This is a genomic window from uncultured Allobosea sp. (assembly GCF_945956895.1).
In the GTDB taxonomy this organism is placed as follows: domain Bacteria; phylum Pseudomonadota; class Alphaproteobacteria; order Rhizobiales; family Beijerinckiaceae; genus Allobosea.
Genome location: NZ_CAMFJF010000079.1, coordinates 1 through 12175, shown reverse-complemented (window position 1 = coordinate 12175; position 12175 = coordinate 1). Strand labels below are relative to the sequence as shown.

Genomic DNA, 12175 nt, shown 5'->3' with positions numbered 1-12175 from the left:
CTAGAACTGCACCCTCAGGCCCACCAGCGAGACATTCGCGGTATAGTCCGAGCCCTGAGCGGTCGAGTTGAGGCGCTCATGGGTGAAGCTCGCGCGGATGGCGAAGGTGCGGGTCAGCTTGTATTCGAGCCGCGCACCGACATTCATGCTGTCTTCGCGCAGACCCTGCCCATCATATTCGGTCCGGGTGAAATTGGTGAAGCCGGTGACGGTCAGGTTGCGGCGCAGCGCATGCGCCACTTCCAGCGTGACGCGCCTTGCGGTCGTGCCCGATGAGCCCGGAATGGTGGTGTCGCCAAGCTCGGCGCCGCCGCGCAGCGTGACCGTCGTCAGCGGGGTCGGAGACCACAGGATCGCGGCATCGCCGACGAAGCCGCGCAGGTTCTTCAGGCGCGAATCCTCGTATTTCCGATCTTGATAGCCGCCGGAGATTTCGCCGGTGAGCTGCCGGCTGATCTCGAAACTCGAGCCGATGCGCCCGGTCACGCCGTTCGAGGAGCGCATATAGCCATTGGAATCGGCCTTCTCGTCGAACTCACGCTGGTCGATTTCGGCCTGGACGAATGGCTTGAAGCCGGGCGTGACCTCATAGGCGGCGCGCAGGCGCAAGCCGTATTGCGTCTGGTTGCGATCCTTCTGCGAGAGCAAGGCGCCGCTGGTCAGATGGGCGTCCTCGTAGTCGCTGCGATCGACCGAGCCGCGCAGCGTCAGTTGCAGCCGGTTGAAGTCGTGAGTGACGCCGGCCGAGCCGCCATACTGATAGACCTGAGGGCGGCCGGTCACGGCGGAGGTCAGGTCGGGCGAGCCCGGGCGCTGCGTATCGAGCTTGGCCCGCGATTCCAGCAGTATGCGGGTGTCGCGCGTCGCATCGAGCCGCAGGTCGAGATTGCCCTCGGCATCCGGTCGTGAGGCTTCCTTGTTCCGGAAGAATTGCAGATAGCCGCCGCGCAACTGGCCCTTGAGCTCGTGGACGTTCCAGTCGGACTGGACCGCGACTTCGCCCTCGTAGCGGCTGTAGGGCGAGCCCTTGGCGCCCGCCGCGGACGTGCGCTGCGGATTGGTGTCGTAGCCGATCGAGTTGGTGATCGCGGGGCGCAGCGTGATCGAGCCGATCCGGATGCCGAGTGCGGCATAGGGATCGTCCTCGACCACGGGACGCCGCCGTCGCGGCGGAGGCGGTGGGGCAGGCGGCGGCATGACCGTGACCGCGGGCGGCGGCGGCCGGAGCTCGCGCTGGGTGACGCCGCGCAGCGCGGGGGCCTGGATGGGTTGGCTGGCGCGCGGCGGCTGCCGCCCGGAGATGGATGAACCCTGCCGCAGGCCGGGCCGGGCCGGGCCGTTGCCGGCGTCGGGCTCGGGTGCGGCCGGCGTCGGATCGGGCTGCGGGGCCGGAGGTTGCTGCGCAACGTAAGTCGGCGTGCCCGTCCGGAGATTGCCGCGCGGCATCTGCTGCGCCTGCGCGGTCGCGCAGGCGAGCGCCAGCCCGGCCAGGGCCGTGCCGGACAGAAGCAGGGTCGTCGCGCGGCCGGACACGGGCGTCGCAGGGCTCCAGATCATGGGCGCGCGGAGGGCGCGCATGGTTAATGGAGTTAGAACGAACAGGGTTAAGGAGGCGTCAACGCGAGGCCGGCCTGCCGGCTGACGGTGGAAATCGCTGGCGCAGCCGTGCTACAGCGCCGGCCATGATCGACGACATCCGCGACTCCGCCCTTCGCACCATCGCCACCGAACGCGCCGGGCTCGATGCGCTCCATGCCGCGCTGGCGGACGGGCTGGGCGGGCCTTTCGCCGAGGCCGTGGCGATGATCCGCGGCTCAAACGGGCGCGTGATCGTCTCCGGCATGGGCAAGTCCGGTCATGTCGGGCGCAAGCTCACGGCAACACTGGCCTCGACCGGCACGCCCGCGCATTTCGTCCACCCCGCCGAGGCGAGCCATGGCGATCTCGGTATGGTCCAGCCCGAGGATGTCGTGATCGCGCTGTCCTGGTCGGGTGAGGCGGTCGAGCTTGCCGCGCTCGTCGGCTATACCCGCCGCTTCCGCGTCGGGCTGATCGCAATCACGGCCAATGCCGAGAGCACGCTCGGCAAGGAAGCGGATATCGCGCTCGTCCTGCCCAAGGCGACGGAGGCCTGCCCGAACGGGCTCGCGCCGACGACCTCGACGACGATGCAGATGGCGCTCGGCGACGCGCTCGCCGTGGCGCTGCTGGAGGCGCGGGGCTTCTCGCGGCAGGATTTCTTCGTCTATCACCCCGGCGGCAAGCTGGGCGCGCAGCTCAAGACGGTCGAGAGCATCATGCACCGCGGCGTCGAATTGCCGCTGATCGGCCTGGACACCCTGCTGCCCGACGTCATCGCGATGATTTCGGAGAAGGGCTTCGGCTGTGCCGTGGTGATGGATCTGGACGGCAAGCTCGCCGGCGTCGTCACCGATGGCGACCTGCGCCGCAAGACGGCGATGGGCGGGGGCGCCTCGCTGAGGGCGCGCGACATCATGACGGCGAATCCGCGCCGCATCGGCCTCGATACGCTCGCGGTCGAGGCGCTGGAACTGGTCAATCGCAGCCGGATCACGGCTCTGATCGTGGTCGATGGCGAAGATCGCCCGGCCGGGCTTGTGCATGTCCACGATCTCTTGGCGATGGGCGTTGCCTGATCGCGCTTGCAAACGGGTCGTGCGGAACTATCTGAAGCTACAGGAACTATAGCTTCTTGAGGTGACGCGATGACTGCTGCCGGCAAGCTCGAACGCGTGATGCCGATCGGCGCGCTGGCCGATCGCACCGGGGTCAAGGTCGAGACCATCCGCTATTACGAGCAGGTCGGGCTTTTGCCGCCGCCGGAACGCTCCGAGGGCAACCAGCGCCGCTATGGCCGGCGCCATGCCGAGCGGCTCGCCTTCATCAAGCATGCGCGCGACCTCGGCTTCGCGGTCGAGAACATCCGTACGCTGCTCAAGCTCTCCGACACGCCCGGCATGGCCTGCGACGAGGCGCATGCGATCTCGGTCGCCCATCTCGACGAGGTCCGCGACAAGATCGCGAAACTGCGCTCGCTGGAGAAGGAGCTGGAGCGGATCGCGACGACCTGCTCGGGCGGCGTCGCGGCCTGCGACTGCGCGATCATCGAGGCGCTCGCCGATCACGGACAGTGCAGTCACGCCCATCATTGAAGCTCCGGCGCGCGCCCGAAATCTGCCTTGCCTCTCGTCTCCGGGACGAAAAGGCTTAAATAGGATTCCTGCCGGGCGGCTTTAGGCTGCCTCGCCACGCCATTCCGGGAGGGCGCGATGACGACATGGCCCATGCCGCGAGGGGGCGGACTCCGAAAAGGGAACAAAACCCGATTCTGCCGGAGTCAGCGATTCGGCCTCGCTTCGTTCCAGACTCGTTCTTGCACGGTCCGCTTCTAGGACCTGCATCGACCCCATCCACGCTCCCGCCCGCATGGGCGGGCGAGAAGATCGGCTCCTTCGCCTTGCTTCCTTTTCGTTCGCTGCCGCCCGCCGCCCGCGCCAATGGCGTCACGGCCGTGCTGGGCCCGACCAATACCGGCAAGACCCATCTCGCCATCGAGCGCATGGTCGCCCATCCCACCGGGATGATCGGCCTGCCGCTCCGCCTGCTTGCGCGCGAGGTCTACCAGCGCGTCGTCGACAAGGTTGGCCCGCAATCGGTCGCCCTCGTCACCGGCGAGGAGAAGATCAAGCCGGAGAGGCCGCGCTTCTGGGTCTGCACGGTCGAGGCGATGCCGCGCGATCTCGCTGTCGATTTCGTCGCGATCGACGAGATCCAGCTCGCATCCGATCTCGATCGCGGCCATGTCTTCACCGACCGCCTGCTGAATCGGCGCGGCCGGGCCGAGACCATGCTGATCGGCGCGGGGACGATGAAGCCGCTGATCGAGCAGCTTATCCCCGGCGTCAACGTCGTGACGCGCCCACGCCTGTCGCAGCTCACCTTTGCCGGCGACCGCAAGATCACGCGCCTGCCGCCACGCTCGGCCATCGTCGCCTTCTCGGTCGAGGAGGTCTATGCCATCGCGGAGCTGATCCGCCGGCAGAAGGGCGGGGCGGCCGTGGTGCTGGGCGCGCTCTCGCCCCGGACCCGCAACGCCCAGGTCGAGATCTACCAGTCCGGCGATGTCGATTATCTCGTCGCCACCGACGCGATCGGCATGGGGCTCAATCTCGACGTCAACCATATCGCTTTCGCCGCGGACAAGAAATTCGACGGACACCACTATCGCAAGCTCAATCCGGCCGAGTTCGGCCAGATCGCCGGGCGCGCGGGGCGGCATCTGCGCGACGGTACCTTCGGCACCAGCGGGCGTTGCCCGCCATTCGATGCGGAATTGGTCGAGGCGATCGAGAATCACCGCTTCGAGCCGATCCGCCAGATGCAGTGGCGCAATTCCGATCTCGACCTGCGCTCGGTCGGCGGTCTCCTGGACACGCTGAACCTCCAGCCATCCGAACAGGGGCTGACGCGCGCGCTGATCGCCGAGGACATGACGACGCTGGAAGTGCTGGCGCGGGACCCGGATATCGCGAAGCTCGCGCAGGGCCGCGCGGCGGTCGAGCGGCTCTGGGAAGTCTGCGGACTGCCGGATTATCGCAAGATATCGCCGATGCAGCACGCCGATCTCGCGACAACGCTGTATCTGCGGCTGATGCGCCATGGCCGGCTCGATGCCGACTGGTACGCAGCGCAACTGGCCTCGCTCGACCGCACCGATGGCGAGATGGACACGCTCTCGGCGCGGATTGCGCAGGTCCGGACTTGGACCTATGTCGCCAATCGTCCTGACTGGTTGCCTGATCCAGAGCATTGGCAGGGCATGGCTCGTCTTGTAGAGGACAAGCTGTCGGACGCTCTGCACGAGCGGCTGGCTCACAGATTTGTCGATCGGCGCACCAGCGTGTTGATGCGCCGCTTGCGGGAGAATGCGATGTTGGAGGCTGAGGTCACCGCGACGGGCGACGTGCTCGTCGAGGGCCAGCATGTGGGAATGCTGCAGGGCTTCCGCTTCACGGCGGATCCCAAGGCCGGCGGTTCCGAGGTCAAGGCCCTGAACCTGGCGGCGATGAAGGCGCTCGGCTCCGAGATCGAGGCCAGGGCGGCGCGCGTCGTGCTGGCAGGCGACGAGGCCTTCCTGCTGTCGCATGACGGCCTGGTGCGCTGGACCGGCGAGCCGGTGGCGCGCCTCATCGCTGGCGAGAAGGTTCTGGAGCCGCGGCTGCGTCTGCTGGTGGAAGAGCATCTCGGCGGCCCGGCGCGCGAGCAGGTCGAGGCCCGGCTCAATCTCTGGCTGAAGAATCACATCACACGTCTGCTCGGCGCCGTACAGATCCTGGAAGCGGCCGAGAACGTCACCGGCATCGCCCGCGGCATCGCCTATCAGGCGGCCGAGGCGCTGGGTGTGCTCGAGCGCGCCAAGGTCGGCGAGGAGATGAAGGCGCTCGACCAGGAAGGCCGTGCGGCGCTCCGCCAGCTCGGCATCCGCTTCGGCGCTTTCCACATCTATATGCCTGCGCTGCTGAAGCCGGCGCCGCGCGCGCTCGCCGCCCAGCTCTGGGCGCTGAAGCATGGCGGACCCGAGACAGCCGGGCTCGACGATATCGCCCATCTCGCCGCTTCCGGCCGGACCTCCTTCCCGGTCGACAAGGCCGTGCCGAAGGGGCTCTATCGGGCCGCCGGCTACCGCGTCTGCGGCGAGCGGGCTGTGCGCGTGGACATCCTCGAACGTCTCGCCGACCTGATCCGCCCGGCGATTGCCTATCGCCCCGGCGTCACGCAAGGTGTGCCGCCTGTCGGCGCCGCCGATCAGGACGGTTTCGTCGCCACCGGCGCGATGACCTCGCTCGTCGGCTGCGCGGGCGAGGATTTCGCCTCGATCCTGCGTTCGCTCGGCTATGTTTCAGTGAAGCGTCCGGGGCCGGCGATCACCGTGCCGCTGGCGCCGCCCCCGGCCGCGACCGAGCCGGCACAGCCGGTCGTGGTTGGCGAGGCGGAGACCGCCCCGGCCGAAGGCGATGCCGCCGAAGCCTCCACCGAGGCCGGAGGCCCGAGCGAGCCGGCGACCGCGCTGAACGAGGAAGCCCTTGCCGAAGGCGAGGCGCCGGCCGTGGAAGCCTCTGCCGTCGAGACAGCGGATGCGCCGATCCTGCCCGAAGCTGAACGCGACGCGGTGCGTGAGCCGGTTCCGGCCGATGCGATGGTCGCGCTCCCGGCTGCCGTGGCCGAGGAGGCTGAGCCCGCCGAAGCCGTTACCGCTGAAGCTCCCGCGGCCGAGGCCACCCCTGCCGAGCCCGAATTGATCGAGGTCTGGCGGCCGCATCGTCACCAGGGCGGGCGTCGTCCCGAGCATGGTAATCCGCGTGGCCGACGCGAAGGCGGTGAGCGCCGCGAGGGTGGTGAGCGCCGTGGTGGCGACCGGCCGCAGCGCGAGGGCCGCCCCGGTGGTCCGCGTCGCGACGGACGCCCCGACAACCGCCCGGCGGCGACCGCTGGCGAGGGTGCTCCAGCACAGCGTCAGGATGCGCGTCCGCGCCAGGACGAGCGTCCGCGTCGCGACGACCGGCCGCAGCGGCAGGACCGCCCTGAGGGCAATCGCGGTCCGCGCCCCGATTTCAAGCGCGACGGCCGCCCCGGCGGCCCGCGTCGGGAAGAGCGGGGAGGGGCCGAGCGCTTCCAGCAGGCGCAGCGCCCGCGTCCGGCCAATCGCGAGCCGGATCCGGATTCGCCTTTCGCCAAGCTCGCGGCTCTCAAGGCTCAGCTGGAAGGCAGCAAGAACTGACGCGAAGGGGGCGCGGGCGGTTTGCAGGACGATCGTCAGCGCCTCGACAAATGGCTCTGGTTCGCGCGCTTCGCCCGCAACCGTCCGGCAGCCGTGCGTCTGGTGGAGGACGGGCATGTCCGCATCGAGGGACGGCGCGCTGAGAATCCCGCGCAGGGCATCCGGCTCGGCACCGTGCTGACGCTCGCCCTGCCGCACGCGACCATCGTGGTCAGGGTCCTCGGTTTCGCCGAGCGCCGTGGCTCCTTCACAATCGCCCAGCAGCTCTATGAGCGGCTCGATGGTGGCAGCGGCGATGCGTCGCTTGCCGAGGCGGAAGGCGAGGATTAAATCCGCGCCCTGCCAGTGGTCGGCGCTGAGATCGAGCAGGGGAGGGAAATCTTCCCCGCGGGGCCTCCCGAATGACAGATCGTTCTGCAAGAGATCACGAAAACGACCTTGAAACCTGCGCCGGGCAAGGGTTTATGGGGCTGTTTAGAAGCATTGGAAGGGCCGACCCATGACCTATGTGGTCACCGAGAACTGCATCAAGTGCAAGTATATGGATTGCGTCGAGGTTTGCCCGGTCGACTGCTTCTATGAAGGCGAGAACATGCTCGTCATCCATCCCGACGAGTGCATCGATTGCGGCGTCTGCGAGCCGGAATGCCCGGCCGAGGCGATCAAACCGGATACCGAGCCGGGTCTCGAAAGCTGGTTGCAGCTCAACGGCAAGTTCGCGGCGAGCTGGCCCAATATCACGCAGAAGAAGGACCCGCCGGCGGACGCCAAGGCGTTCGACGGCGTGGCCGGGAAGCTTGAAATGCTGTCTTCGGAGCCTGGCGAAGGCGACTGATCTGGCGGGATTTATCCCGTCGCGCTGCGTTAACCACGACCTTGCCATGCTGCCGCAGAGGAGCGCCGTCCGGCGTTTACCTTTGATTCGGCGTGTTTTTTGTGTTACAAGCCAGCCCTAGTCGAAGTCGTTCCGCATGCCCCTGCGAGGTTCCTGCAATTCGGGGCGCCCCCCAGAGAACACAGATGATGAAAGAGCCGGCTTCGGCGCCGGGGCTTTGGTCGTCGTTCTCGTCGGGCCCAATGAAACAGTCGACTAGGGAGCGTGAAGCGGTGCGTTTTCACAGCGTCGCATCAGGCGGAAAGTCCCCTGCCAGCCGGCCGGGGGCTGAATCATCACGTGCTCGCGTCGAGCGGGCCGGTCAGGAGTCGTAACGGCATGTCCACTGCGAAGAAAGCTGTTGTGCGCCAGGGTTTCAAGACGGGCGAATACGTCGTCTATCCGTCCCATGGCGTCGGTCAGATCACGGCTATCGAAGAGCAGGAAGTTGCGGGTTTCAAGCTGGAATTGTTCGTCGTCAGCTTCGCCAAGGACAAGATGACGCTGCGGGTCCCCACCGCCAAGGCCGCCAGCGTCGGCCTGCGCAAGCTCGCCGATGCGGAGTCCGTCGCCAAGGCGCTGACCACGCTCACCGGCCGCGCCCGCGTCAAGCGCACCATGTGGTCGCGCCGCGCGCAGGAATACGAAGCCAAGATCAATTCCGGCGACCTCGTCGCCATCGCCGAGGTGGTGCGCGATCTCTATCGTTCCGAGGCTCAGCCAGAGCAGTCCTATTCCGAGCGCCAGCTCTATGAAGCCGCTCTCGACCGCATGACCCGCGAGATCGCGGTGGTCGACGACGTCACCGAGACCGAGGCGCTCAAGAAGATCGAGGGCCAGCTCGCCAAGTCCCCTCGCCGCGCCGGCAAGGCGGAAGCGGAAGCCGAGGCGGACCTGGAAGGCGACAACGACGATCTGGCCGAAGAAGCCGCCTGAGCGGCTTCTGTCCAATCGCTTCGACAAACCCGGCGGGCGACCGCCGGGTTTTTTGTTGGCGTGCTCCGGGAACCGGTCAAGCCGTTCCCGTTCCCGCCTTCAAGAAAGCGACCGTCCGCGTCCAGGCCTGCTTGGCCGTTGTCGCATTGTAGCGCTCGGCACTGGTGTCGTTCATGAAGGCATGGTCGACATCGGGATAGACGATCGCTTCGTACGGGACGCCGGCGGCCTTCAGCGCCTTCTCATAGTCGGGCAGCATCTGGACGAGGCGGGTGTCGCGTGCGGCCTGCTGGACCAGCAGGCGGGCCTTGATCTGCGGCACCTTGGCGAGGTCCGGCGGGCGGCCATAGAAGACGACGCCTGCCGCTAATTCGGGGGCGGAGACGGCGAGGTCGTTGACCGAGCCGCCACCCCAGCAGAAGCCAACCACGCCGGTCTTGCCATTCGCATCCGGCCGCGCGGCCAGGTATTTCAGTGCGGCGCGGCCCTGGGCGACGACCGTTTCGACGGAGAGCCGCGGGAAGAGCGCGCGGGCAGCGTCGGGATCGCTGGGTGTTCCGCCGAGCGGGGTCAGGAAATCAAGGCCGAGCGCCGTGAAGCCCTCCAGCGCCATGCGGCGGGTGATGTCCTCGATATGGGGATTGAGGCCGCGGTTCTCGTGGATGACGAGGATGCCGCCGCGCTTCGCCTGTGCCTTGGGCGTGACGAGGTAGCCTCTCAACGCGACGCCGTCGACGGTCTGATCCAGTCGGCTGGTGGTGATGCGGGTGTCGTCGGGAGCGACCTGCTGAGCCCGGGCGTAGTTGGGCTCCAGCAAGGCCAGCGCCGCTTCGGCCGCTGCCGTAGTGCCGGCGATGGCGAGCAACCGATTCATGAAGACGCGGCGGTCGAGCGGCTTATGGGTGTATTCGTCGTAGAGTTCGACGATCCGGCGGTCGAGCGCCATTCTTGCCTCCCTTTGCTGTTGCATTGTGCCGATCATAGCGGCGGATGCAGGCGATGCAGGAGGGAGCGACGAAGACTCGCGGCCTTGTGAAGGGCTCCGACCTCACGCGATGGTCATCCCGGACGCAGCGAAGCGGAGATCCGGGATCCATTCCTGAACCTCAAACGGAAGCGTTCCGGAATGAATCCCGGGCCTCCCTGCGGTCGCCCGGGATGACCCGCGTTCTTTTCCGTTGCCGATTGTCGGGCGCTACTCGGCGACGATCTTGTACCGCTGGCCGGGCGTCAGCGCGGCATTGCGGTCGAGCCCGTTGAGCAACTGGAAAAGCTCGCCCGGCCGATCCTGCTCCGGCATGCGCTCGGCCATGCTGGCGATGGTGTCGCCGGTCTCGGCAGGGACGAGGCGGATCTGCATCGGGCGGACGGCCTGGGCCTCGGCTGGCGTCATCACCCGGAAGCTGTCAACGATGGCGCGCATCTGCCGTTCCGGGTCGCTGCCGCCCCGCGCTGCCAGGATGAAGCGATAGACCCGGTCGCCGATCTGCACGGCCGCGAGGCTGAAGGTCCAGTCCGTGCCGCGGCCATGGGCGCGGACGGCGGGCTGGCCGCCGATCTCGATCTTCTCGATGCCGGTCGTCTCGACGCCGTCGATCCAGCCGGCGGCGACATAGGATTCCAGCGTCTGGCCGCTCTTCAGCGTCACGGAGTCGAAGCGTAGGGCCTGGGAGCCGCTGGCGCTGACGCCGATGACCATGTCCTGGGCCGCTTCCAGGCTGAAGCCGTCGGGGGCGCTGAAGGCGATGCGCAGCGCGCTGTTGAGATAGCGCCGGCCCCGGACCACGCCGTCGCGCGGATCGTCGCCATAGGCGAGGCCCTCGATGGCGCCGAGCCAGCGATTGGCGTCGTGCTCGCCGATGCCGGGCGCGCCGATCTGGCGGGCGGCGGCGGTGACGGCTGCGATGCGCTCTGGCGTCTGCGGGTGGCTGGAGAGGATGTCGAGCCGCTTGTCGTCGGCGCTCTGGTTCTGGCTGCTGCTGCGGAAGGCGGTGTTGCGGCCGAGCGTGGCGAGGAAGCGGCTGGCGCCGTAGGGATCGTAGCCGGCCCGCGCGATGTTGCGGACGCTAATCTGGTCGGCGGTGAGTTCCTGCTGGCGCGAGAACTTGGCGAGCGACAATTTCGAGCCGGCGCGCACGGCCGCGCTGCGGGTCGGATCTTTCAGGACCTGCGAGACGACCTGGCTGACCAAAGCCGATTCAGCTTCCTTCTCGGCGCGCTCGACGGCGTGCTGGGCCGTGACATGGGCGATTTCATGCGCCAGCACCGAGGCGATCTCGGAGGTGTCATTGGCCAAGGCCAGCAGGCCGCGCGTGACATAGAGCCGGCCATTGGGCAGGGCAAAGGCGTTGACCGCCGGCGAATTCAGGATGGTGATCTCGTAATGGCCGATCTGGCCTTCGCCCGCCTTGGCAAGCCGCTGAACGACCTCGTCGAGCGCGGCGCGGGCACGCGGGGCGCGGTACTCGCCGCCGAAGGCCGCAAGCAGGCGCTGATGCTCCTGGTCGGAGGCGCGCTGGACAGTGTTGATGCGCGGCGCGATCTCGCCTTCGGAGGTGGTGCTGGCCGGCAGGATCGGACTCTGGTCGCCGAGGCAGCCAACGAGCAGCAGGCCGGGCAGCACGATGGCTGCCAGCCGCTTCGAAGGTCGCGAAAGCGATGCTCGCCAGATCTCCAGCATGTCCTCAGTCGATCAGTTCCAGCGCCGTACGAGATGCGACCTCGAGGAGGAGGCCGTCGCGCCCGGACAGGACACCATAGGCGCGCAGCCGTTTACCGCCGAGATGGCTCGCGGTCCAGCCGGTGCTCTTGAGTTCGCGCCAGAGGCTGCGCGACAGGACGATCGAGGCGGCCTCCTTGGGACGGCGGGAGAAATTCAGATAGGTCCGCTGGGAGCGCTCGCCGACCGAGGCGATCCGGCCTTCCAGCATGACGTAACGACCCTCCTGCGCCTTTACCGCGGCGAGATCATGGCCATCGATCGCCGTCAGCGATGAAACTTGCGTTCCAGATGTTACCGTTTTCTGAACGGCAGGCTTCTGCGGCGCTTCGCATGGGGATGAGCCGGGTTCGGGCAGGGGGAGCGCCGCGCCCAGCTGGAGCAGGAGCTGGGCAAGGTCCTGCGCGGGCTCGCCCGGGGAAGCCGACGGGATCGACAGTCGCGCCGGCAGGCGGCCCCAGCGATCGGCCTCGCCGAGAATGGTGAGGTGGAGCGGGCGCCCGAGAAGGTCGCGCAGGCCGGCGTCGAAGCGCGAGGTCTCCTCGGAACTCTGGCGCGGGGCGAGGCCGACGAGCCGCAACCTGCGGCCATTGGCCAGAAGCGGATCCCCAGCGGGATCGAGGCCGCTCAACAGGACTGTCGCGGCGGGGGGATCGTCGGGCGTGCAGCTGGATGCGGCCCGCACCGGCTCCGCAGTGAGGGCAACGAATATGACGATGGCAAGAAGGGACTTCACCCGCATCGCGATTATGCTACACGGAGTTTCGTGCGTCCCGGTAGCTCAGCAGGATAGAGCAACGGTTTCCTAAACCGTAGGTCAGGGGTTCGAATCCCTTCCGGGACGCCA

At 67.7% G+C, this 12175-nt stretch carries 10 protein-coding genes and 1 tRNA gene; 7 read left to right on the top strand and 4 right to left on the bottom strand.

Annotated features, from left to right (window positions below; genetic code table 11):
* Positions 1 to 1533 (bottom strand): outer membrane beta-barrel protein, encoded by a 1533-nt coding sequence (locus Q0Q02_RS21250; RefSeq protein ID WP_293812500.1) that lies wholly within the window; start codon positions 1531 to 1533, stop codon positions 1 to 3.
* A gap of 149 nt (positions 1534 to 1682) precedes the next feature.
* On the opposite strand from Q0Q02_RS21250, the gene Q0Q02_RS21245 reads away from it, so the two are divergent.
* The 6 genes from Q0Q02_RS21245 (at position 1683) to Q0Q02_RS21220 (ending at position 8609) form a co-directional block, all read left to right on the top strand.
* Positions 1683 to 2657 (top strand): SIS domain-containing protein, encoded by a 975-nt coding sequence (locus Q0Q02_RS21245; protein WP_293812498.1) that lies wholly within the window; start codon positions 1683 to 1685, stop codon positions 2655 to 2657.
* Positions 2658 to 2753: 96 nt separating this feature from the next.
* Positions 2754 to 3173 (top strand): helix-turn-helix domain-containing protein, encoded by a 420-nt coding sequence (locus tag Q0Q02_RS21240; RefSeq protein WP_173049320.1) that lies wholly within the window; start codon positions 2754 to 2756, stop codon positions 3171 to 3173.
* Positions 3174 to 3478: 305 nt separating this feature from the next.
* Positions 3479 to 6799: a helicase-related protein gene (locus Q0Q02_RS21235; protein ID WP_293812496.1), complete on the top strand. Its 3321-nt coding sequence runs from the start codon at positions 3479 to 3481 to the stop codon at positions 6797 to 6799.
* 21 nt (positions 6800 to 6820) lie between these two features.
* Positions 6821 to 7129: a S4 domain-containing protein gene (locus Q0Q02_RS21230; protein ID WP_293812494.1), complete on the top strand. Its 309-nt coding sequence runs from the start codon at positions 6821 to 6823 to the stop codon at positions 7127 to 7129.
* A gap of 169 nt (positions 7130 to 7298) precedes the next feature.
* On the top strand, positions 7299 to 7634 hold the full coding sequence (gene fdxA, locus Q0Q02_RS21225) for a ferredoxin FdxA (RefSeq protein ID WP_293812492.1): 336 nt from the start codon (positions 7299 to 7301) through the stop codon (positions 7632 to 7634).
* Positions 7635 to 8012: 378 nt separating this feature from the next.
* Positions 8013 to 8609, top strand: a complete 597-nt coding sequence (locus Q0Q02_RS21220) for a CarD family transcriptional regulator (RefSeq protein ID WP_293812490.1) — start codon at positions 8013 to 8015, stop codon at positions 8607 to 8609.
* 76 nt (positions 8610 to 8685) lie between these two features.
* Here the strand turns inward: Q0Q02_RS21220 and Q0Q02_RS21215 are convergent, their stop codons facing one another.
* The 3 genes from Q0Q02_RS21215 to Q0Q02_RS21205 form a co-directional block, all read right to left on the bottom strand.
* Complete coding sequence (locus Q0Q02_RS21215; protein WP_293812488.1) at positions 8686 to 9555, bottom strand: dienelactone hydrolase family protein; 870 nt, start codon at positions 9553 to 9555, stop codon at positions 8686 to 8688.
* A 249-nt stretch (positions 9556 to 9804) separates the two neighbouring features.
* Positions 9805 to 11289, bottom strand: coding sequence for a M48 family metalloprotease (locus Q0Q02_RS21210; RefSeq protein WP_293812487.1), 1485 nt, complete (start codon positions 11287 to 11289; stop codon positions 9805 to 9807).
* A gap of 4 nt (positions 11290 to 11293) precedes the next feature.
* Positions 11294 to 12070, bottom strand: coding sequence for a hypothetical protein (locus tag Q0Q02_RS21205; protein ID WP_293812485.1), 777 nt, complete (start codon positions 12068 to 12070; stop codon positions 11294 to 11296).
* Positions 12071 to 12098: 28 nt separating this feature from the next.
* Here Q0Q02_RS21205 and Q0Q02_RS21200 point away from each other — a divergent pair.
* Positions 12099 to 12175: transfer RNA gene (locus tag Q0Q02_RS21200), tRNA-Arg, on the top strand.

Bases quoted from the DNA above. Each gene is read 5' to 3' on its own strand.
- Q0Q02_RS21245 (WP_293812498.1), top strand. From the start codon at position 1,683: ATGATCGACGACATCCGCGACTCCGCCCTTCGCACCATCGCCACCGAA.
- fdxA (WP_293812492.1), top strand. From the start codon at position 7,299: ATGACCTATGTGGTCACCGAGAACTGCATCAAGTGCAAGTATATGGAT.
- Q0Q02_RS21220 (WP_293812490.1), top strand. From the start codon at position 8,013: ATGTCCACTGCGAAGAAAGCTGTTGTGCGCCAGGGTTTCAAGACGGGC.
- Q0Q02_RS21215 (WP_293812488.1), bottom strand. From the start codon at position 9,555: ATGGCGCTCGACCGCCGGATCGTCGAACTCTACGACGAATACACCCAT.
- Q0Q02_RS21210 (WP_293812487.1), bottom strand. From the start codon at position 11,289: ATGCTGGAGATCTGGCGAGCATCGCTTTCGCGACCTTCGAAGCGGCTG.
- Q0Q02_RS21205 (WP_293812485.1), bottom strand. From the start codon at position 12,070: ATGCGGGTGAAGTCCCTTCTTGCCATCGTCATATTCGTTGCCCTCACT.